Raw genomic sequence first — 19,813 nt, 5'->3', positions numbered from 1 at the left:
TCCCCCGATAAGTCCGTCAGGCCGCTTTGACCTTGACGCTTCCGCTGTCGGTGTTGAGATCGAGCTTGTGCTGTGCCGAACCGGACTGGTTCACGTCGATGTCGCGGTGGCCGCTGCCGGTGCCGCCGGTGACGTTGTATTCGCCTGCCGGGACGGTGACCTCGACCGAACCGCTGTCGGTCTGCGCGGTGACGTCGGCACCCTTGACCAGTTCGAGTTCGATGCGGCCGCTGTCGGTGCGAGCCTCGACGTTGCCGCCGAGCCGTTCCCCCTTGATGGCACCGGAAGCCGCCCGCACGGTGACGGCCTGCCCGATATTCGCCAGTTCGACGCGGCCCGCGTCGGACCGGACCTTGACAGTGCCCGGCACGTCGGTGACGGACACGGCGCCGGAATCGACCGTGACGTCCACAGTGGACACTCCGGCGATGTCGAGCGCACCCGAGTCCAGCTTGCCCGAGACCGGGATTCCGGCCGGGACCACCACGTCGTAGCGGACCTCGCAGGTGGTGCCGCACCCGGCCAGGACCAGCGTGTCGCCTTCCACGCGGAAGGAGTCGCCCGGCTTGTTCCAGCGGTACTCGAACTCCTGGTGGATCCGGACTGGCCCCTCGCCGGTGCGGATCTTGACCCGGCCCTCGTCGTTGTCGATGCGCACGCTGCGGATCGGCTGGGTGACCTCCGAGGTGGCCTCCGCGTCGGACGGCCACCACCAGCCGAGGCCGGTGAGGACACCGACGCCGATCAACGCGATGCCTCCGATCGCGAGGAGTGGGCGCGCCATGGTCTTGAGTCCCTCCAGAGCAGGTTTTCGTGTAGCTCGACGCTAAGGGCAGCGCGGCGGGTTGGACATAGGGGTAACCCCCGGATTCATCCCTGAACCCGCACCGGGGTCCTCGGGGTCATAACCTGGCTCCGTCATCTGTTCGACGATCAGGAGGACGCATGCCGCAGGCACCCGATCCGTACGACTTCCTGCCCGATCTGCCTGCCTTCACCTTGAGCAGCACCGACATCGAGGAAGGCGGCTTCCTGCCGACGCCCCAGCTTTCCGGGATCTTCGGCGCGGGCGGCGAGGACCGTTCCCCGCAACTGTCGTGGGAGGGCTTCCCCGACGGGACCAAGAGCTTCGCCGTGACCTGCTACGACCCGGACGCCCCGACGGCGAGCGGGTTCTGGCACTGGGCGGTGTTCGACATCCCCGCGTCGGTCACGGCGCTGGCCGCGAACGCGGGTGACGAGACGGGCTCCGGTCTGCCGGAGGGCGCTGTCACCCTGAAGGGGGACGGTGGCGTGAAGCGGTTCCTCGGCGCCGCCCCGCCGCCCGGACACGGGCCGCACCGGTACATCTTCACGGTGCACGCCGTCGACGTCGAAAAGCTGGAAGTCGGCGAAGACGCCACGCCGGCTTTCCTTGGCTTCAACCTCTTCAGCCACGCCATCGCCCGGGCATCGCTCACGGCCCTGCACGAGAACAAGGGCTGAACCGGCTTTCCGTGAAGGCCTCCTTCCCTACTCTCAGGGTAGGGAAGGAGGCCTTCACGGACTTTGGCCGCTCTCGCTAGACCTGCCCGTTCGCCCGGTTCCGCTCCATGTACTGCCCCTCGGGCGGGTCGCCGAAGCCGAACCGCCGGTACAAACCGTGCGCGTCGGCGGTGTGCAGCATCCACCGGAACTCCGCACCCGGTCCGTTGTCGATCATCTCCCGGACCAGTTCCTTGCCGAGCCCCGCGCCGCGCGCCTCGTCGACGACGAAGACGTCCGCGAGGTACGCGCTGCCGATGGTGTCCGAGAACGCCCGCGCGAACCCGACCAGCCGGCCGCTCGAAGTCTCGTACGCGCCGACGACCCGCCACGCGTTCCGGAAGACCTTCTCGACCTGCTCGCGGTCTCGCCACTTGCCCCAGTAGACCTCGGTGGACAGGCACTTCCACACCACGTCGAGGTCCACCCGAGCCGGGTCGTCATCCAGTTCGTACGCGCCGACAGTCCTCATGATCCGAACGCTACCCAGCAGGTCAACGAGGTTTCAGCAGGTAGTCCACCACCGGCCGCAGCTCGTCGGCCGACGGCGGTTCGTCGTCGATGAGGCCCTGGATCAGCAGGCCGTCGATCCCGGCGAGGAACACCCGGAACGCGACCTCGTCGTCGTGCCGGACCATCGAGGTGAGCACGTCCAGCCAGCGCCGGGCGGCGGGCCGCAGTTCGGGTTTACGCGCAGCCAGCAGGTACAGCTCGTACTCCGCCATCGTCCGCCCGCGACGCGGGCCCAACGCCTCCGCGAGCAGACCGGCGACCTCCTCCGCGCCGCGGCTGCCCCGGGAGCGGGCGCGGTCGATCATCCAGTAAACCTCGGTCGCCATATCCCTCGCGCACGAGATGAGGGTGGCGATCAGCAGGTCGTCGAGGCTCGAGAAGTGATAGGTGGTCGAAGCCGTCGGCACGCCCGCCTCGGCGGCGACCGTCCGATGGGTGACACCGGCGACTCCGTCGCGTTCGATCACCCGCAGCGCGGCCGCGATGATCTCCTCGCGCCGCTTCTCGCCCCTGGCCTTCCGGCCGTCGACCTGGATCTTCACTTAGTGCGCGCCTCCTGCCTCGATCAACACGACACCGCCGATCACCAGCACCAGCCCGGCGATCACGGACAGGTTGACCGGCTCCTTGAAGAACACGATGCCGACGGCCGCCACCAGCGCGACCCCGGCCGCGGCCCAGATCGCGTAGGCGATGCTCACCGGAACGCCCGCCTTAAGCACGTACGCGAGCGCGACGAACGCGACGGCGTATCCGACGACCACGACGATCGACGGGCCCACCTTGCTGAAGCCCTCGGAAAGTTTCAACGACACCGTCGCGGACACCTCCGCGGCGATGGCCAAAGCGAGGAGAAGGTACGCACCCATGTCACAAAAACTACCTGGACGATCGTCTTAAAACAAAGAGAGGCGTACACCACATCGGTGGGACTTGGGCGCGGTCAGTGGGTTACCCATCAGTAAGAAGCATTAGTCTGCCTCCACCACCACAGCTTCACTCGGACGAAAGGCACCCGACGATGGGCGCTGTACAGCTGACGCTCGGCGGGATCGCGGTCCTGCTCGGCGTCGTCGCCTGGGGAATGTTCTTCGCGACCATCGCCCGCTTCGTGCGGGTGATCCGCCTCGGTCAGCCGGACTCGACCCGCAACGGCCCGTTCATCCCGCGCATGAAGACCCTGATCAAGGAATTCGCCGCGCACACCCGGATGAACAAGGTCAAGAGCGTCGGCCCGGCGCACTGGCTGGTCATGTGGGGCTTCCTGATCGGGTCGCTCGCCCTGTTCGAGGCGTACGGCGAGGTCTTCGTCCCGACCTGGGGCTGGCCCATCCTCGACGACTGGTCGCTGTTCCAGCTGCTCATGGAACTGCTCGGGGTCGGCACGATCGTCGGCATCCTGGTGTTGATCTGGGTCCGCCAGAAGAACCACCCGCGCCGCGCCGACCGGCAGTCCCGCTTCCAGGGCTCCAACTTCAAGTGGGCGTACTTCATCGAGGCCGTCGTGCTCATCGAGGGCATCGGCATCATCGGCGTCCGCGCCGCGAAGTCCGCGCTGAACGTCCACGAAACCCCGATCTGGGCCGCGTTCGTCTCGCACCCGATCGGTGAGCTGCTGCCCGCCAGCCCGAACCTGGTGTCGGTGTTCGCGTTCGTCAAGCTGATGAGCGCCACGATCTGGCTGATCGTCATCGCGCGCACGATGACCATGGGCATCGCCTGGCACCGGTTCAGCGCCTTCTTCAACATCTACTTCAAGCGCGAGGACGACGGCGGCGTCGCGCTGGGCGCGCTCAAGCCGATGATGAGCAACGGCAAGGTGCTCGACCTTGAAGAGGCGGACCCGGACGAAGACACCTTCGGCGTCGGCAAGATCGAGGACTTCAGCTGGAAGGGCTGGCTGGACTTCTCCACCTGCACCGAATGCGGCCGCTGCCAGTCGCAGTGTCCCGCGTGGAACACCGGCAAGCCGCTTTCGCCTAAGCTGCTCATCACACAGCTTCGCGACCACGCCTACGCGAAGGCGCCGTACCTGCTCGCGGGCGGCAAGCGCGACATGGCCGGCGACGAGGTCGGCTTGTCCGGCGACAACATGTACGCCGGTATCGACGTCCTCGCGATCGCGGAGTCCCAGAAGGCCCTCATCGGCGGCGACGGTGGCGTCATCGACCCCGAGGTGCTGTGGTCCTGCACTTCCTGTGGAGCGTGTGTCGAGCAGTGCCCGGTGGACATCGAGCACGTCGACCACATCGTCGACATGCGCCGCTACCAGGTGATGATCGAGTCCGCGTTCCCCAGCGAGCTCAACGGGATGTTCAAGAACCTGGAGAACAAGGGCAACCCGTGGGGCCAGAACGCCAAGGACCGGCTCGCCTGGACCGAGGACCTGGACTTCGAGGTGCCGGTGTTCGACGGCGACCTCGGCGACACCGAGTACCTCTTCTGGGTCGGCTGCGCCGGCGCGTTCGAGGACCGCGCGAAAAAGACCACGCGCGCCGTCGCGGAGCTGCTGCACATCGCCGGCGTCAAGTACACCGTGCTCGGCTCAGAGGAGTCCTGCACCGGTGACCCGGCCCGCCGCGCGGGCAACGAGTTCCTGTTCCAGATGCTGGCGCAGCAGAACGTCGAGATCCTGAACTCGGTGTTCGAGGGCCGCGAACGCAAGGCGCGCAAGGTGGTCGTCACCTGTGCCCACTGCTTCAACACCCTCGCGAACGAGTACCCGGAGCTGGGCGGCCAGTTCGACGTCGTGCACCACACGCAGCTGCTCAACCGCCTGGTGCGGGAGAAGCACCTGACCCCGGTGGCCCCGGTCGCCGAGGACGTCACCTACCACGACCCGTGCTACCTGGGCCGCCACAACAAGGTCTACGACGCTCCTCGTGAGCTCGTCGGCGCTTCGGGCGCGCAGCTGCGCGAGATGCCGCGGCACGGCGACCGCTCGATGTGCTGTGGTGCCGGTGGCGCGCGGATGTGGATGGAAGAGAAGATCGGCAAGCGGATCAACGTCGAGCGCGTCGACGAAGCGCTCGGCACCGCCCCCTCGAAGATCGCGACCGGTTGCCCGTTCTGCCGCGTGATGCTCACCGACGGCGTCACGGCGCGCCAGAGCGACGGACAGGCTAGCGAGAAGGTCGAGGTCGTCGACGTCGCCCAGTTGCTGCTGACCGCCGTCAAGCGGAAGCCGGAGCCGCAACTGGTCCCGGCGGGAGCGCCCTCTTTGGACGCCGTCTCGGACGCCGAACTCGACGGAAAGGCCGACGTGCCCACCGACGAAACGGCCACCGGAACCCCGCTGCCGGAGGAAGACAAGTAGAACGTCACAACCGGAGGGGGCATTCTCTCGCACATAATGCGAGAGAATGTCCCCTTTTGTTTTATGGCGTACGGACCATTCGGTCCCGTTACCCGTTCGGCGGTACACCGTGGCGATAGGCTGCAACGGATCCGAAAAAAAAGGGGGGCGAGGAAATCGATGGGCAACCGGCACGAACTCCGCTCGATCAAGGAACACCGGCTCGCGATGCCGGGATCGCCGACCGTTCGCCCGCCCGCCCGCGTCCCTTCGTCCGCGGCATTCGCCAGGATAGCCCAGGAAGCGACCATCCCCAGCATCCCGGCCGCCCGGCGGCCGCCGCGGCAGGAACGTCGTCGCACGCGCGTCCGCCCGTACGTCCGCACGGGCGGACGCACCCAGTCCAAACGGAACTTCGCGATCGAAGCGATGATTTCCATCCGGAACGACGCGCCGTGGAACGCGCCGGGGTTCAGCATCGAATTCCATTCCGTGAGATCGCTCTGCCGGCGTCCTACATCGGTCGCCGAAGTAGCCGCGTCACTAAGCGTTCCACTCGGCGTTGCAAAGGTCCTTTTGGGTGATATGGCCGAACTCGGTTTGGTCACCGTTCATGAAACGCAAGCTGAATTCGACGGTCATCCGGCACTCGCCTTGATGGAACGCGTCCTGCAGGGATTGCGTCGCCTGTGAGATCACCGCACTCGCACTACGCTACGCGAGGTGAGTGAAGAATCCGGTGACGAAAGCACCCTGACCGTGGTGCTGGCGGGTGGGGTCAACCTCGCCATCGCCGTGCTGAAACTGATCGCCGGGATCATCACCGGCTCCGGCGCGATGCTGTCGGAAGCCGCGCACTCGGTGGCCGACACGATCACCGAAGTCCTCCTGCTGACCGCGCTGAAACGGTCGGACCGCCCCGCCGACCGCGTCCACCCGTTCGGCTACGGCAAGGAGCGGTACTTCTGGTCGCTGCTCGCGGCGGTGTCGATCTTCGCCTCAGGCGCGATGTTCGCGCTCTACGAAGGCTTCTCGACGGTCTTCGGCGAAGCGACAGAGCAGACAGATCCGGTCGTCGGCTACGTCGTCCTCGCGATCGCGTTCGCCCTCGAGTCCGTCTCGTGGTTCCAGGCCGTGCGGCAGGTGCGGCGCGACGCCGCGGAGTCGGGCCAGAAGGTCTCGGTCTATCTGCGGATGATCGACGATCCGGCCCCGAAGACCGTCCTGTTCGAGGACTCGGCCGCGCTGATCGGCTTGCTGCTCGCGTTCGCCGGGATCGGGCTGCACCAGCTCACCGGCTCGCATGTCTGGGACGGCGCGGCGTCGATCGCGATCGGTGTCCTGCTCGCGCTGGTCGCCTACATGCTCGGGCGCACCAACCGCGGCCTGCTGATCGGCAGGCAGGCGGATCCGAGGCTGGTGCGCGGGGTCCGGGATCACCTGATGGGCGCACCCGAGATCGAGGCCGTCGTCGACCTGCAGACCATGCTGATGGGCACCGACCAGGTGCTCGTCTGCGCCCGCGTCGACTTCGACGATTCACTCGGCGCCGCGGAGGTCGAACGCGCCTGCGTCCGGATGGCGGCCGAACTGGCGGAGGCCTTCGGCGACGTCACCGAGGTGTTCATCGAACCCGTCCCGCGCACGGACGCCGAGCTGCGCGCGGCCGTGCTCGCCCGCTACGGCGACTGGGGCAAGGGTCAGTAGCCGAAGTTCTGCGTCCAGTACATGCCCTTGGTGTTGACGCCGACGCCGATCTTCTTCAGCTTGCAATTGAGGATGTTCGCGCGGTGGCCCTCGGAGTTCATCCAGGCGTCCATCACCTTGGCGGCGTTCGATTGGCCCTTGGCGATGTTCTCGGCACCGGGCTTGTCGTACCCGGCGGCACGGATGCGCTGGTCGAACGTGACGCCTTCCGGTGTCGTGTGCGAGAAGTAGTTGCGGGCCGACATGTCGTCGCTGTGGCCCTGCGCGGCGGCGGCGAGATGCGACTCGTTGCCCACCGGCGAGCAGCCGGCGTCGGCGCGCTCGGCGTTGACGAGGTCGATGACCTGCCCGGCGAGCGAGCTGTCCTGCGAACGAGGCGGCTCCTGAGCCTTGCTCGGAGTGGGCTTGGGAGCCTCGGAGGTCTGAGCGGGCGGCTCGGCCGCGGCGGAGGACGAACTCGGCGGCGCGGAGGAAGACGTGGGGGCGGCCGAAGACGACGTCGGGGCAGGCGAGCCGGACGCGGGGCCGCCAGGGGCCGGAGCGGACGTCTGGCCGAAGTAGGCGGGAGGCTTGGCGAGCGCGTCACCGGGCCTGCCCTTGGTGTCGGGCACGCTCAACGAGAGGTTGCTCAGCGCGGTGCCCTGGAACCGATCGGTCACCATCAGGTAGCTCGCACTGGCGATCACCCCGCCCAGCAGGACACTGAGCGTGACAAGCAGTAACCGGCTTCGTGTTCTATTGGGGGACACGGGGCCGAAAACTATCACGAACTGGTTACGGCAATACCCCCGAAAGTAGTAATACCGGTCAGCGGCCGAGACGGCCCGTGGAGTCGCGCGTGATCGCCGCCGCGTCGGCGAGGAACCGGATCACGGTCTCGAGCTCACCGTCCGTGTAGTTCTCGCAGGCCTCACGGACCGACTTCACCAGGTGGTCCCACAGCGGCGCGGCCGAGGCCATCATCGCCCCGTCGATCTCGATGAGGACCTTTCGCCGATCCTCGGGATGCGGTTTCCGGGTGACGATCCGCTTGCTCTCGAGCCTGTCGATGAGCGCGGTGATCGAGGCCGGCGCGAGCCCCGAGAGTCGCGAAAGCGCCTTCGGTGTTTGGGGCCCGAAGCGGGCGAGGTAGTCGGTCACCTTGCTTTCGACGGCCGAAAGACCGCGCTGCTCGGCGATCGCGGTGTGGAACATGACCGTCTCCGTCGACAGCGCTCGCGCTCCACCGAGGACTCGTTCGATCAGTTCCGCCCGCTCGCTTGACACGTCGACCAGCCTAGCGGAGTCTTTAGTTCGACGGAACGAATTAGTTTCTAAGATATTCGACGTAGTGAATGACATGGCGAAGGTACTGATCGCCGGCGGGGGTATCGCGGGCACGATCACGGCGATCGCACTGCACGAGACGGGCCACGAGCCGGTGATCCACGAGGCGTACGGCCGGACCGCCGAGGGCGTCGGCGCGTTCCTGACCCTCGCGGTGAACGGACTCGACGCGTTGGGCCCACTGGGCTTGAAAGGCCTGGTCAAGGGCCTGGGATTCGACACGCCACGGATCAGGATGCGGCTGGGCGACGGCCGCGAACTGGCCGACCTCGCGCTCGGTGGACAGCTCGAGGACGGCACCGTGAGCCAAACCGTGCTGCGCTCCGCCCTGTACATCGGGCTTCGCGACGAAGCCGTCAGACGCGGCATCGAGATCCGCTACGGCAAGCGTCTGGCCGACGCGCGCGAGACCGCTTCGGGTGTACTCGCGACCTTCGAGGACGGCTCGACGGCCGAGGGCGACCTGCTGATCGGCGCGGACGGGCTCCGCTCGCGGGTGCGGACGATCATCGACCCACGGGCGCCGTCACCGCGCTACGTGCCGCTGCTGAACACCGGCGGGGTGGCCGAGAGCCTGCGGCTGGACGACGAACCCGGCGTCATGCACATGACGTTCGGCAAGCGGCTGTTCTTCACCCACATCGTCCACCCGGACGGCGGCGTCTGGTGGTTCGCGAACGTGCCCCGGAAGCATGAGCCGTCTCCGGCCGACCTCGCCGTGCCGACCACCTGGCGAGAGGACCTGATCCGGCAATTGGCGGTGGACCGCACCCCGGCCGTCGAGATCGTGCGCGCGACGCGGGAGATCTACCGGCCGTGGGCGACGCACGACTTCCCGAGCGTGCCGGCCTGGCGGACGGACCGGATGGTCATCCTCGGCGACGCCGCCCACGCGACCTCACCGGCGGCGGGGCAAGGCGCCGCGATGGCCATCGAGGACGCCGTCACGCTGGCGCGATGCCTGCGCGACGTGCCCGCGATCCCGAAGGCGCTCGCCGTCTACGAAGGACTGCGACGCGAGCGCGTCGAAGCGGTCGTCGAGCGCGGCAAGCGCAACGGCGACTCGAAAGCGGCAGGGCCCATCGGACGGGTTATCCGGGACTTCTTCCTCACGCGGGCGTTCAAGAACCTGCCGGAGGAGGATCCGAACGCCTTCATGTGGCGGCATCGGATCGACTGGGAAGCCCCGGTCGCTTAGCGCCAGGTGTCGACGCGGTGGAAGTTCTTGTACGCGCGGCTCGGGGTCGGACCCCGCTGCCCCTGGTAGCGCGAACCGGCCTCGTTCGAGCCGTACGGGAACTCCGCCGCGCTGGACAGGCGGAAGATGCAGAGCTGACCGATCTTCATCCCCGGCCAGAGCGTGATCGGCAGGTTCGCCACGTTAGACAGCTCGAGGGTGATGTGGCCGGAGAAGCCCGGGTCGATGAAGCCCGCGGTGGAATGCGTGAGCAGCCCGAGGCGGCCGAGGGAGGACTTGCCCTCCAGACGGCCGGCGAGGTCGTCGGCGAGCGTGACGGTCTCGTAGGTGGAGCCGAGGACGAACTCGCCGGGGTGGAGGACGAAGGGGTCTTCGCCCTCCTTCTCGACCAGCGAGGTCAGCTCGTCCTGCTGGAGCTGCGGGTCGATATGCGTGTACTTGCTGTTGTCGAACACGCGGAAGTAGCGGTCGAGTCGCACGTCGATGCTCGACGGCTGGACCATCGTCGGGTCGAACGGGTCGACGCCGAGACGGCCGGCGTCGAGCTCTTTACGGAGGTCACGGTCGCTGAGGAGCACGCGGCCAGCGTAGTCAAGCGGCCTTCATGTGCCTGCCGTAGGTCGGGTCGAGCCCGAACACCTTGGTGACCTGCCGGAGATAATGGCGCCGTCCGGCGGCCCCGATCAGCTCCTGGAGCGCCGTCGCGCCCGGCACCACCCGCCGGACCGTCTCGGCGGCGAAGTTGACGCCCGCCACCGCGACCACGGTCGCCTGCGCGAGCGGATCGTCGGGCAGCTCCAGGAAGTCGGCGTTGGTCTTGCCCAGCAGGAGCCTGCTGATCGCCCCGTGCCCGGCGACCGAAACGTGCGAAAGGACCTTGCCGACCGCGCCCCGGCCCTCGCCGATCGCGGCATGGGACTTCATGAGCGCCGCGGCGAGCCGTTTGGAATCGTCGTCGGGGATGAACTCGGTGGTGGCGAGCAGCCACAGCAGACGCCAGGCGTCGTCCTCGCCGGCGGGCAGGAGTTCCTCGTCGACGCCCATCAGCCAGCCGACGTAACGCCAAAGGTGCAGGATGTCGGCGCGCTCGCGGGCGCTGTAGCGGAGCCCGAGTAGTTGCGTGCCGAAGACGTAGACGAGCGAGAAGAGCAGGAGCGTGCCCGCGGTCTGGACCTGGTTGACCGGCTTGTCCCAAGCGGCGTAATCCCAGTCCTTGCGGCGGTTCATGGCCGCGCGGACGTGCGCGTGCACGATCCGCACCCGCAACGCGGACTCGTACCCACGCCCGCCGGGCACCAGCGCGCCGGGCGTCGTCACGTGGATCCACCACGTCGCCGTCTCGACGAGGCGCCGCGCCGCCTTGTACTCGATCTCGCCGGTGCCGACGAGCGCCTTCGTGGCGCGCGACGCGAGGTAGCCGCCCATCAGCGAAACGTCGCCGAGCGGGAACAGACCGAGCAACCCGGCGCGCGTGATCGCACGGGCTCCGCGATCCAACCGGTCCGAATCGACCCAGTACGGCGTCGCCTCGACGTCGCGGAAGAAGGCTTCGAGCTCCTCCGGCGGACTCTCGACGCTGTCGATGCCTTGCCGCAGCGCCTGTTCGAACTGGCCTTGAGCACCCTCGCGCAACAGCGGCACCAGCACGTCGGCCGCCGGATCCTCCCGCTGCGCGAACCGCCGCAACCGGGCCACCTGGCGCTCGTCGCCCCTGATGTCGCCCTCGATGAACAACCTCGACGCGACCCGGAACCCGCCTTGACGGAACAGTTCGGGATCAGGCAGCCGCTCGCCCATCCGGATCACCTCCGAGGTCGACAACAAGTGTTGTCACTTTCGCGGGCGACGTCAAGGATGGGGTGGGGCTTGGCAAGGGGAGATCCGGACCATGTATGCTGGCCACGCACTGCGGATGTAGTTCAATGGTAGAACATCAGCTTCCCAAGCTGAATACGCGGGTTCGATTCCCGTCATCCGCTCTCACGCGAAAGCCCCAGGTCAGTGGATGTCCACTGAGGACCTGGGGCTTTCGCTTTGTCTGGCCGCTGGCGCTCGCGTGCCATTAACGTGCCATTAGCCGACCGGTACCGGTTGGCCGTCCTGATCTTCGTCGTCGTCCGGAGACGTGCCCTTGTGGTGTCGGTCGACGAGCTTGGACAGCCGGTCCGCGATCTGCGCGTCGGCCTCACTCGTCGCCCGCTGGTAGATGAGGGCCGCCCGCATGTCGTCATGCCCCATCCGCGCCATGAGGTCCTTGGTCGACGTGCCCGCTTTCGACGCCCAGATGTTCCCGGCGTGCCGCAGGTCGTGGAAGTGCAGGCCCTTGAGGCCCATCTTCTCCACGACCTCGACCCACTTCGTCCGCTGGCTGAAGTTCGGCCGACGTACCGCGTTCCCACCCCGCTCACCCGTGAAGAGCAGCGCGTCTTGCTCAGGCTTGACCCAGGTCTCCAGGTGACGCAGGAGGTCAGGCCGAACCGCCGCCGGAATGATCAGCGTCCGGACACCCGCCCTCGACTTGGGCGGCCCGACTACGAGCCCGCGACCGGGAACCTCGACCATCGCACGCGACACCCGTACCCAGCCCGCGTCTTCAGCGACGTCACATCGGCGCAGTGCTGTCACCTCACCCCACCGCAGCGACCCGAACGCGGCGAGGAGCACCAGAGCGCGGAAGCGCTCCGGCATCCGGCTGGCCAGGTCGAACACTTGGGCCACAGTGATCACCGGGCGTTCGTCCGGATTCTCGCGATCGGCCCCACGGACTCGACACGGATTACGAGGCAGGATCTTGTCCTCCTCCACCGCTGTATTCAGGATCGCCCGGAGCAGCCGATAGGACTTGGCCGTCACGGACTCCGAGACACCAACCGTCAGCCGGTCGGCACGCCACTGTCGAATGATCGCCGTGGACAGCTTGCCCAGCTCGACCCCGCCAAGCTCCGGCGCAATGTGCTTACGCAGCAACCATTTGTACAGCTCGACCGTGCGTGGACGAAGCCCTGGCCGTTGGGTGATCCACTGGTCCGCGTATTCGCCGAGCTTACGCTTTGCCCGCTCCGGGTCGATCCACTCACCTTGCGTGACCTGCGTTTCCGTCAGAGACAACCAGCGTTCGGCGGCCCGCTTCGTATCGAACGTGTCCGGCGCCGGTCGCATGATTCCGTCCGGACCGGGATAGCGAGCCTGCCACCGCTTGGACGGAAGTTGCCGAACGGTCCCGAAACCACGATGCCCACGCTTGTTCGCCATCTCAGGCCGCCCTTCCCAGGTCACGGCGGACCGATGCGCGTGTGATCGGCTCTACCCGCCCTGCCTGCATGAAGCTCTCCAGATCTGCGAGAGCGAGACGGACATGAACCCCCGCCTTGTGAAAGGCGATGCGTCGTTCGGCGATCAGTCGACGTACGAACCGGACGCCGGTATTGAGGTAGGCAGCCGCCTCTTCGACCGTCAGATACTTGGCTTCCATGTGTTCCCTCCCCCAGTTTCTAAGCAGCCACGCCCTGAGTTGCCGAAAGATCCGGCGGACTCTGCGCGGCGAGTAGTGCCTTGTCGTACTCGGCTTTCCAGGTGATCCGTTCAGAGATCGCGTGCATCACCAGGTGGTCCCGAGGAGGCACGTTCGCGTCGCCGGAGTCGACCTTGCGCCAGACCAGCCGCGCCGGGTCCGGTGCCGGTTTCTCGATCCCGACCGCCGCCAGCGCTTGCAGGACGAACGCTTTCCGGTCCGCCTTGTGGTCGACGAGCGTCTTCCCCGACCACTTGCGCGACACCAGCACCCGACGCCCTGGTAGCCCGAGTGTGGTCCGCCGGTGAGCCCGTCCCTTGCAGTGCCCCGGTGTGGTCTTTCCGTTGGCGCCCTTGGGGTTGATGCCGTAGAGCAGCCACACCGCGCACCGAGGCGAGCACGGCGTCACCGACAGTTCCGCGTGCAAGCGGTCGTGGTGATCCTTCTGCCGCACGGTGTCGGCTTCGACCACCTCACCGGTGGACTTGGTGAGGTACTTGGTCAGGTAGCCGATGTGCCGTCCGGCCTCTTCGGAGCCGCCGAGGATGCCCTTGGAGTGGACCTGTCGTCCGAAGGTGACCACGTGCGCCGGGTCTTCCACGGCCTCTATCGCGTCGTCCCAGTCGGTCAGCGGTTCGCGGGTGTCGGGGTCGACGAACACTCTGGCGTCGCCGTCCCAGAGCGGCATCCGGTCGACGTAGACGACCTGGTCATGGTCGGGCCACCAGACCTGGTGATAGGTCGCTTCGGTGACCTGCCGGATCACGTCATGCGGGACCGAGCCCCGGATAGCCGCGTGCAGGTGCGGTGCGGCTCGTCGTTGGGGTTCGACGGTGGCGAAGTACTGCGCGTCCCAGCCGACCACGCGCCGGAGGTTCTGCCACCACCGGTCCACCAGGGCCGAGAAGTGCACCGCGTCCCGAGCCGCCCGCCGGTAGTCATAGGTCGACGGATCGACCGGGGCGCCATCCGACCGGACCGGGCCGTAGGTGTCACAGGTGAGCGTGACGAACATCGACGGCCGAAACCTGCCCGCGTACTCGCGGCCCACAGTGGTCTTCGCGACCTTCCGGCGAGGCAGGTTCGGCGCGTCCTGCCGCCGCTTCGTTGACCGCTTCACTGCCTTCTTCGTGGGCAGGTCGATCGACGGGAGACGGCCGCGCATCCCGAGTTGCCGAAGTTCGTCGTCGACTCCCTGGATCTCCTCCCGCAGCTCATCGGCCTCCGCCTGGTCGCTCACTTCGCGGTAGGCGGCGACCAGGTCAGCCCGGAACGCCAATAGCTCCGTCTGCGTCTCAGTCGGCGACTCTGAGGTGAAGTCGGGTTCTTCGGTCATGTGCCAGCCTTCACGGCACTGGACCTGTCGAAGAGCCTTCGCTTTCCGAGCGCACGGCAGGCAGACCGATTCCACCGTCGAGCCGCAGGGAACGGGGACGTAGCGGAGTTCGCCAGTCTCGGTGTCGCCGACCTCCATCGTGAACGGCCGGACACAGACGCCGTGCTTCTCCGCCGTCGCCTTCACCACGTCCGACGCGAGAGGTGCCCGCATCCGAGCGGCCCGAGACTTGGCCGGCGGGGTCACCGCGGCTTCGTTCATGCTCATCAGGCGGCCACCTCCCCAGGCGTGCTCCACTGCCGCAGCACGAACACCGGCATTTCCTGCCGCATCCCCGCAGGCAGGTCCGGGAAGGTCGCTTCGTCGAACTGGGCACCGCCATAGACCACGACCGGGATGCCGCAGGGAGTCCGGCCCTGGACTTCCAGGTGCACGCTCCCGCCGTGGGGCACCCGCCAGATCGAGGCGGTCACGTTCTCCAGGGAATCCGCCCAGATAACCAGGCTCCGCGCCACGTCCGTCAGACCGTCGGTATCGAGCTGGACAGACACCGGGTCCGAGCCGAACCCGACCCGCACGGACGCAACCGGCGGAAAAGCGTAGGAGTCGAGGTGATCGCGGATCGCATCGAGGAACACCAGAACGCGGTTCACGCCGCCACCTCCTCTCCACCACGGCGAACAGGAAGGTCGATCACATGTGCACCGCCGTTGGTGACGTAGTTCTCCAAGGCTTTGACCGTCTCGTTCGGGACCCAGCCCGCACGGACCCGCAGCGGTTCGCGGATGCCTTCGCCCCAGATGTAACCGACCCCAGGGGCCGACTCCTCGATGCGATTCGCCCAGGCACCCCGTTCGTACGCGCCATCACCGAGGACCATCCCGACGTGCGTCTTCGAGGTGACGCGCAGGCAGACCCGCCGGGGGAACAGCTCACGTACCGGAACCGTGTCCTTGGTGGGTTCCTGCACATAGCCGCGCACCGTGTAGCCGAGCGCCCGACCTTGAGTTGTCAGGATCGCGACCCGTTCCACGATGGCTTCGCGGGTCTTTCGGTCGGTGTACTTGGTCAGTGCGCCGATCTCGTCGAACTCCAGCACCTCCAACGGGTTTTCCTTGGAGATCGGAACCTCACGAGTCAGCCCGGCAAACTCGCGCTTGCGGGACTCAAGACCGTCAAGCAGGTCGTCCAGGACCTCGATAGCTTCCTTGCCCGCAACCCCGTAGCGGGCGAAGATCCCACGTCCGTAAGCGAGTTCCATCCCCTTGGGATCGATCCCGGACACCCGCACCGTCCCGGCCCGGATCGCCGACGCAGCCGACACCAGCGGGCACCACATGACCGAGTTCTTTCCCGCCCCAGTGGCACCGGCAACGAGCATGTGTGCGCCAGGACCGGTCAGCGGCAGCCGCCAGTCCTTCCCGTACTCGGTCCGTCCGGCGAACACCCGCCGCAGATCCACGCCGTCGACGGCCACCAGGTCGGGCAACTCCGCGCACCCCACCGGCGCGGCGAGCAGGTCACGGCGCTGGAAGTCGAGCGAGACGACGTTGGGTTCCAGCTCCCGCACCTGGCACCGCGTGACCTTGCGAGCCACAGCCAAAGCGCGGGCAGCGTCGTCGAAGTCCTCCGGCTTCTGACCAGGCACGAGCCGGACCCGTACCTCATCCCACGACGGCCCCGACTTCACACCCAGCACCTTCGGCACCTGCACCGCAGCACCGCCCGCACTACGAGACACCGCCTTCCGGCTACGGCCGACCAGATTCACCGTCACTTCCACGGGCACGGTGCCGTCGGAGATGGACAGGCCGCAGGCGTGCAGCCAGCCGGGCAGTTTCCGGGCGTAGGTGAACCAGCGCAGCCACCACGCCCGCAGGAACCGGCCACAGCACCGGTCGAACGACACCCCGTCGAGCAGTCGCCACACCACCAGGACCACCCCAACCGAACCCGCCGTGATGGCCAGCGACGGCCTGCCGAGCCACAGCCACCACGCCGCCACCGCGACCACGCCGAGACTGGTTCGCCAGTGCGTGAAGACCTGTTTTCCCAGCCACCCCAACAACTTCACGGCCGACCACAGGGCGATGAAGACGACCGCAGCGGCAGCCAGGACTTCCGCGATCGTGGCCAGCGCGTGGCCGAGCTTGCGCAGCAGCCACACCACCACACCCAGCACCCCGCCGCCGACCAAGAGAAGACCGACCCCGTTCGCGTTCATCAGCGACCACCGCCGGTCAGATCCAGCGGCAGCATTCCCCGGCAGGGAGCACATTCGGTCTCGCCGGGCAGGAGCTTCGCGAACCGCTTACAGAGTGCGCAGCGCGTTCGGGTGACCCCGTCTAGCGGACGCTTGTTGCCATCGTTTAGCGTTGTCATTGTTCACTTCCAGAGGTTGTGGACAGCGCAGAACCGGCGAGGTTCCTAGGCCAGTTACCGGTTCTGCGCCTTACGGGACTTACAAAGCGCGTGAGGACGTGTTTGTACGCCGCACGTCCCCACGCGCGTTTTTCGCTCTGTCATTCAGTTTCTAGCTGGCTTCCGACTTCCCCTTTTGGATCTGCGCGGCCACCTCCTCGGCCTTCCGCTCCTCATAGCCCACCCAGTAACGAAGTTCGTGATGATGCCCTCGGTCCACATCAGACACAGCGCGGTACATGCGCGCGTTGGCCTGATGGAACTTCAGCCACGTCTCCAGGTTCGACCCCGGCTTCGGCCTGCGAGCCGAGGCGACCGCGTGCGCGTCCCGGAGGGTTTGCGGCTCATTCCGGCCGGGTTTCGTCATCGCGCACCGCCTGATGCTTGGTGAGGAGGACGGCCAGTTCGTCCGCGCTGTCGCGGATTTGGCGAAGGAGCCGGATGAACTCCGGCCACTCGGCCGGATCGGACGGCGGCAGGATCGCCAGACTGTCCGGATCCAGATAGATCACCAGCGCCGGATTCGCCGAACCAAATCCCTGCATCCCCGCGACCGCCTGCCGCCCCGGCTTCCACATCGCGTTGAACGCCACGGACCTGCCCTTCCTCGCTGTAAGCACGGACCTCCCAGGACCGCGCGTTCTCCTCGAACCCCTCGGCAGCCGCCGACACCGCAGCCAGCACCCACCACGGCAACCGGCTCTGGGCCACCAGCTCCCGCCAAGCCGCCGCAACCGCCAGGGAAGCCACGGCCATGTCATGCGCCGCCAGGGCGTCACCGGCCTGTCTGGTTCGCTGCGTCATAGCGCTGTAGTGGCGATACGCCGTCTCCCAGCTCTGGACCAGGTGCGGTGGAACCACGGCCACGCCCTGACTGCCAGGCACCGGGCCCGTCATCACGCCGCCTTGGGCGTGGACTCAGCAGCATTGGAAGCCCGGCCCGACTTCGACGCACCACCCGAAGCGGCGGCCTTGAAGCCAGTCGCGCGGAACACGTAGGACTGGTACTTGAACTCGCCCTGACCAGCCACCTTTGGCTCAGCCGTCAGGCCCTCCAGCTCGATCGGCCGCATACCCGGCAGCACCTCCGACGTCGTCGGCACCGGCTGCACATCCGCCAGGAACGTCACGTCGTAAGACGCGCGCTTGGAGTTGGTCTCGCTCGGGTCGGTGACCGTGGCCTTCCACTGCCGCTTGCCCGTCACTTCGTCGACCCGCTGACGAACAGGTCGGCCAGCGGACCTGTCCTCGCGCGACTGGTACTCGTTGTCCGGCGCGACCTCCCCCACCATCACCAGCCCCAGCGGGAACGCGGCATCAAAGTCGATCTCGAAACGGTGCCCCTTGCCGATCGCCATGTCGTCTGTCTCCTGTCGTCTCTGGAGCCCTAGCGGGCTTACACCTTGTTAGAGGTAGTTCTATTAAGCGCGTTCCCGCGCGAGTTGTCAATAGAACTATTTCTATCGGGCTCCGTAGACCATGATGGGGTGATACCGCTAGCGTTATCGACCGACGAAGGAGGACCAGGTGGGCACTGGGTACCGCGAGCTGGCCGCGATCCTGCGAGACGCGATCCAGCGGGGCGACTATGCCCCGGACACCACGCTGCCCAAGCAAGACGAGCTTGCCGACGAGTACGACGTCAACGTCAACACCGTCCGCAAGGCCGTTGGGGTCCTTGAAGCCGAAGGGCTGGTCACGCCGATCAGGCGACGCGGGACCGTCGTCCGGGCTCGACCGCCCATGAAGCGTTTGGGCAAGGACCGGTACGCGAAGAGTAAGTGGAAGTACGGCGATACCGTCGCCTTCGTCGCAGACCGCGAAGCTTCCGGCCGAGACTGGAAGCCGACCGACCAGACGCAGACCGTCGCCAAGGTCGAAGCTGACCGAGAAGTTGCGGATGCTCTCGGTGTCATGGTCGGATCGCCGGTCTACGCGCGGGCGCGACTGGTCAAGGACGCCGGCCAGCCCACCCACATGCTGACGAGCTACTACCGGCCCGCCGACGTCGAAGGCACCCCCATCGTCGACCCGACCCCCGGCCCCGCTGGACGAGGTGGCGGATTCCTGGTCCTCACCCTGCAAGGCCTTGAGCCGGACACCATGACCGAGACCTTCTACGCCAGGATGCCGACGCCCGACGAGGCCGAACAGCTCGAACTCCCCGCAGGCGAACCCGTCATGGTCCTGCAACGACGCACATACACCGGCGACGGCCGCGTGGTCGAATTCGCACGTGGCGTGCACGCCGCCAGCCGCTTCTCCTGGACCTACACTTTCAAGATCCCCGACTGACCCCGGAGACCCAGATGCCTGAGCGCTCGACCACCCTGCCGGACGACCTCCGCGCCGACGTTCAAACGCTCTGGGACTACCACGACATGCACCACGAACTCCGGCCCGCCGATGTCGGGATCGGACTCGGCAGCCACGATCTCGGGGTCGCAACCTTCACCGCGGAACTGTTCCACGCTGGCATGTTCCCGCTCATCGTCTTCACCGGGGCCAACGCCCCGACGACCGTCGACCGGTTTCCGCGCGGCGAGGCGGTGCACTACCGCGAACACGCGCTTGAGCTGGGCGTACCCGATGAGGCCATCCTGGTCGAACCCGAGGCGCGGAACACTGGGGACAACATCACGCTCACTCGGAAGCTTCTGGAGTCACGCGGCATCGAGGTCGGGTCAGTCATCCTCATCTCTCGGCCGTACCAGCAGCGACGCGCGTATGCGACCTGCAAGAAGCTCTGGCCCGAGGTCGACGTCATCTGCGCTTCCCGGCCACTCCCGCTAGATGAGTACATCGAGAGCATCGGCGACGTGGACCGCGTCATCAACATGCTTGTCGGTGACACCCAGCGCATCACCCTCTATGCCGAACGCGGCTTCGCCATACATCAGAAAGTTCCAAGGAACGTAACAAATTCCTACAATCGATTAGTCAAGGCAGGTTTCAGAAAACGCCTCATTCAACAATGAGAGC

General features: G+C 66.9%; 23 protein-coding genes and 1 tRNA gene. 8 read left to right on the top strand and 16 right to left on the bottom strand.

What is annotated here, in order from left to right:
* Positions 1 to 16 precede the first annotated feature (16 nt).
* Positions 17 to 784: a DUF4097 family beta strand repeat-containing protein gene (locus AC0685_RS03715; RefSeq protein WP_478224128.1), complete on the bottom strand. Its 768-nt coding sequence runs from the start codon at positions 782 to 784 to the stop codon at positions 17 to 19.
* A gap of 161 nt (positions 785 to 945) precedes the next feature.
* On the opposite strand from AC0685_RS03715, the gene AC0685_RS03710 reads away from it, so the two are divergent.
* Positions 946 to 1,485 (top strand): YbhB/YbcL family Raf kinase inhibitor-like protein, encoded by a 540-nt coding sequence (locus tag AC0685_RS03710; RefSeq protein WP_478224127.1) that lies wholly within the window; start codon positions 946 to 948, stop codon positions 1,483 to 1,485.
* 76 nt (positions 1,486 to 1,561) lie between these two features.
* Here AC0685_RS03710 and AC0685_RS03705 read toward each other — a convergent pair whose 3' ends face one another.
* From AC0685_RS03705 to AC0685_RS03695, 3 genes are read right to left on the bottom strand one after another with little or no spacing between them, the layout of a single operon-like run.
* Positions 1,562 to 1,996, bottom strand: coding sequence for a GNAT family N-acetyltransferase (locus AC0685_RS03705; protein ID WP_478224125.1), 435 nt, complete (start codon positions 1,994 to 1,996; stop codon positions 1,562 to 1,564).
* Between the two features lie 22 nt (positions 1,997 to 2,018).
* Positions 2,019 to 2,579 carry a TetR/AcrR family transcriptional regulator gene (locus tag AC0685_RS03700; RefSeq protein ID WP_126736128.1) on the bottom strand — a complete coding sequence of 187 codons (561 nt, stop codon included), beginning with the start codon at positions 2,577 to 2,579 and terminating at the stop codon, positions 2,019 to 2,021.
* Positions 2,580 to 2,906, bottom strand: coding sequence for a DMT family transporter (locus AC0685_RS03695; RefSeq protein ID WP_125679527.1), 327 nt, complete (start codon positions 2,904 to 2,906; stop codon positions 2,580 to 2,582). It lies immediately after the preceding gene.
* A 152-nt stretch (positions 2,907 to 3,058) separates the two neighbouring features.
* Between AC0685_RS03695 and AC0685_RS03690 the strand changes: the two genes are divergently transcribed.
* The 3 genes from AC0685_RS03690 (at position 3,059) to AC0685_RS03680 (ending at position 7,039) form a co-directional block, all read left to right on the top strand.
* A complete protein-coding gene (locus tag AC0685_RS03690; protein WP_478224124.1) occupies positions 3,059 to 5,353 on the top strand; it encodes a (Fe-S)-binding protein in 2,295 nt (764 codons plus the stop codon).
* A gap of 159 nt (positions 5,354 to 5,512) precedes the next feature.
* Entirely contained in the window at positions 5,513 to 6,025 is a 513-nt protein-coding gene (locus AC0685_RS03685; RefSeq protein ID WP_478224122.1) for a DUF742 domain-containing protein, read from the top strand.
* Between the two features lie 30 nt (positions 6,026 to 6,055).
* Entirely contained in the window at positions 6,056 to 7,039 is a 984-nt protein-coding gene (locus AC0685_RS03680; protein WP_478224121.1) for a cation diffusion facilitator family transporter, read from the top strand.
* Here AC0685_RS03680 and AC0685_RS03675 read toward each other — a convergent pair.
* Both AC0685_RS03675 and AC0685_RS03670 read right to left on the bottom strand, forming a co-directional pair.
* Complete coding sequence (locus AC0685_RS03675; RefSeq protein ID WP_478224456.1) at positions 7,033 to 7,725, bottom strand: CAP domain-containing protein; 693 nt, start codon at positions 7,723 to 7,725, stop codon at positions 7,033 to 7,035. The two genes, AC0685_RS03680 and AC0685_RS03675, sit on opposite strands and share 7 nt — an antisense overlap.
* Before the next feature lie 121 nt (positions 7,726 to 7,846).
* Complete coding sequence (locus AC0685_RS03670) at positions 7,847 to 8,305, bottom strand: MarR family winged helix-turn-helix transcriptional regulator (protein ID WP_478224119.1); 459 nt, start codon at positions 8,303 to 8,305, stop codon at positions 7,847 to 7,849.
* Positions 8,306 to 8,378: 73 nt separating this feature from the next.
* On the opposite strand from AC0685_RS03670, the gene AC0685_RS03665 reads away from it, so the two are divergent.
* Positions 8,379 to 9,563: an FAD-dependent oxidoreductase gene (locus AC0685_RS03665; protein ID WP_478224118.1), complete on the top strand. Its 1,185-nt coding sequence runs from the start codon at positions 8,379 to 8,381 to the stop codon at positions 9,561 to 9,563.
* Here the strand turns inward: AC0685_RS03665 and dcd are convergent.
* Positions 9,560 to 10,141: a dCTP deaminase gene (gene dcd, locus AC0685_RS03660; RefSeq protein ID WP_125679521.1), complete on the bottom strand. Its 582-nt coding sequence runs from the start codon at positions 10,139 to 10,141 to the stop codon at positions 9,560 to 9,562. The genes AC0685_RS03665 and dcd overlap by 4 nt on opposite strands.
* A gap of 13 nt (positions 10,142 to 10,154) precedes the next feature.
* On the bottom strand, positions 10,155 to 11,360 hold the full coding sequence (locus AC0685_RS03655; protein ID WP_478224116.1) for an oxygenase MpaB family protein: 1,206 nt from the start codon (positions 11,358 to 11,360) through the stop codon (positions 10,155 to 10,157).
* A gap of 111 nt (positions 11,361 to 11,471) precedes the next feature.
* On the opposite strand from AC0685_RS03655, the gene AC0685_RS03650 reads away from it, so the two are divergent.
* A tRNA-Gly gene (locus AC0685_RS03650) sits at positions 11,472 to 11,542 on the top strand.
* Positions 11,543 to 11,636: 94 nt separating this feature from the next.
* Here AC0685_RS03650 and AC0685_RS03645 read toward each other — a convergent pair.
* From AC0685_RS03645 to AC0685_RS03610, 8 genes are all read right to left on the bottom strand, one after another.
* Positions 11,637 to 12,815 (bottom strand): tyrosine-type recombinase/integrase, encoded by a 1,179-nt coding sequence (locus AC0685_RS03645; RefSeq protein WP_478224114.1) that lies wholly within the window; start codon positions 12,813 to 12,815, stop codon positions 11,637 to 11,639.
* Position 12,816: 1 nt separating this feature from the next.
* A complete protein-coding gene (locus tag AC0685_RS03640) occupies positions 12,817 to 13,035 on the bottom strand; it encodes an excisionase family DNA-binding protein (protein WP_478224112.1) in 219 nt (72 codons plus the stop codon).
* A 19-nt stretch (positions 13,036 to 13,054) separates the two neighbouring features.
* The gene (locus AC0685_RS03635; RefSeq protein ID WP_478224110.1) at positions 13,055 to 14,677 is read right to left on the bottom strand and encodes a replication initiator; all 1,623 of its coding nucleotides are present in this window, start codon (positions 14,675 to 14,677) and stop codon (positions 13,055 to 13,057) included.
* A complete protein-coding gene (locus AC0685_RS03630; RefSeq protein ID WP_478224108.1) occupies positions 14,677 to 15,063 on the bottom strand; it encodes a hypothetical protein in 387 nt (128 codons plus the stop codon). The genes AC0685_RS03635 and AC0685_RS03630 overlap by 1 nt, the downstream gene beginning before the upstream one ends.
* A complete protein-coding gene (locus AC0685_RS03625) occupies positions 15,060 to 16,634 on the bottom strand; it encodes an FtsK/SpoIIIE domain-containing protein (protein WP_478224106.1) in 1,575 nt (524 codons plus the stop codon). Before AC0685_RS03625 ends, AC0685_RS03630 begins: the two co-directional genes overlap by 4 nt.
* Positions 16,635 to 16,943: 309 nt before the next feature.
* Positions 16,944 to 17,198 carry an AMED_5909 family protein gene (locus tag AC0685_RS03620; protein WP_478224104.1) on the bottom strand — a complete coding sequence of 85 codons (255 nt, stop codon included), beginning with the start codon at positions 17,196 to 17,198 and terminating at the stop codon, positions 16,944 to 16,946.
* Positions 17,176 to 17,424 carry a hypothetical protein gene (locus tag AC0685_RS03615; protein ID WP_478224102.1) on the bottom strand — a complete coding sequence of 83 codons (249 nt, stop codon included), beginning with the start codon at positions 17,422 to 17,424 and terminating at the stop codon, positions 17,176 to 17,178. The genes AC0685_RS03620 and AC0685_RS03615 overlap by 23 nt, the downstream gene beginning before the upstream one ends.
* Positions 17,425 to 17,727: 303 nt before the next feature.
* Complete coding sequence (locus tag AC0685_RS03610) at positions 17,728 to 18,189, bottom strand: hypothetical protein (protein WP_478224100.1); 462 nt, start codon at positions 18,187 to 18,189, stop codon at positions 17,728 to 17,730.
* 169 nt (positions 18,190 to 18,358) lie between these two features.
* On the opposite strand from AC0685_RS03610, the gene AC0685_RS03605 reads away from it, so the two are divergent.
* Complete coding sequence (locus AC0685_RS03605) at positions 18,359 to 19,126, top strand: GntR family transcriptional regulator (protein ID WP_478224098.1); 768 nt, start codon at positions 18,359 to 18,361, stop codon at positions 19,124 to 19,126.
* A gap of 14 nt (positions 19,127 to 19,140) precedes the next feature.
* Entirely contained in the window at positions 19,141 to 19,809 is a 669-nt protein-coding gene (locus AC0685_RS03600; protein ID WP_478224096.1) for a YdcF family protein, read from the top strand.
* The last annotated feature ends 4 nt before the right edge of the window (positions 19,810 to 19,813 follow it).

The organism is Amycolatopsis sp. NPDC043889, assembly GCF_056435645.1.
This window is presented reverse-complemented; position numbering and strand designations above follow the sequence as displayed.

Bases quoted from the DNA above. Each gene is read 5' to 3' on its own strand.
- AC0685_RS03715 (WP_478224128.1), bottom strand. From the start codon at position 784: ATGGCGCGCCCACTCCTCGCGATCGGAGGCATCGCGTTGATCGGCGTC.
- AC0685_RS03710 (WP_478224127.1), top strand. From the start codon at position 946: ATGCCGCAGGCACCCGATCCGTACGACTTCCTGCCCGATCTGCCTGCC.
- AC0685_RS03705 (WP_478224125.1), bottom strand. From the start codon at position 1,996: ATGAGGACTGTCGGCGCGTACGAACTGGATGACGACCCGGCTCGGGTG.
- AC0685_RS03695 (WP_125679527.1), bottom strand. From the start codon at position 2,906: ATGGGTGCGTACCTTCTCCTCGCTTTGGCCATCGCCGCGGAGGTGTCC.
- AC0685_RS03690 (WP_478224124.1), top strand. From the start codon at position 3,059: ATGGGCGCTGTACAGCTGACGCTCGGCGGGATCGCGGTCCTGCTCGGC.
- AC0685_RS03685 (WP_478224122.1), top strand. From the start codon at position 5,513: ATGGGCAACCGGCACGAACTCCGCTCGATCAAGGAACACCGGCTCGCG.
- AC0685_RS03665 (WP_478224118.1), top strand. From the start codon at position 8,379: ATGGCGAAGGTACTGATCGCCGGCGGGGGTATCGCGGGCACGATCACG.
- AC0685_RS03655 (WP_478224116.1), bottom strand. From the start codon at position 11,360: ATGGGCGAGCGGCTGCCTGATCCCGAACTGTTCCGTCAAGGCGGGTTC.
- AC0685_RS03645 (WP_478224114.1), bottom strand. From the start codon at position 12,815: ATGGCGAACAAGCGTGGGCATCGTGGTTTCGGGACCGTTCGGCAACTT.
- AC0685_RS03640 (WP_478224112.1), bottom strand. From the start codon at position 13,035: ATGGAAGCCAAGTATCTGACGGTCGAAGAGGCGGCTGCCTACCTCAAT.
- AC0685_RS03635 (WP_478224110.1), bottom strand. From the start codon at position 14,677: ATGAGCATGAACGAAGCCGCGGTGACCCCGCCGGCCAAGTCTCGGGCC.
- AC0685_RS03625 (WP_478224106.1), bottom strand. From the start codon at position 16,634: ATGAACGCGAACGGGGTCGGTCTTCTCTTGGTCGGCGGCGGGGTGCTG.
- AC0685_RS03620 (WP_478224104.1), bottom strand. From the start codon at position 17,198: ATGACGAAACCCGGCCGGAATGAGCCGCAAACCCTCCGGGACGCGCAC.
- AC0685_RS03610 (WP_478224100.1), bottom strand. From the start codon at position 18,189: ATGGCGATCGGCAAGGGGCACCGTTTCGAGATCGACTTTGATGCCGCG.
- AC0685_RS03600 (WP_478224096.1), top strand. From the start codon at position 19,141: ATGCCTGAGCGCTCGACCACCCTGCCGGACGACCTCCGCGCCGACGTT.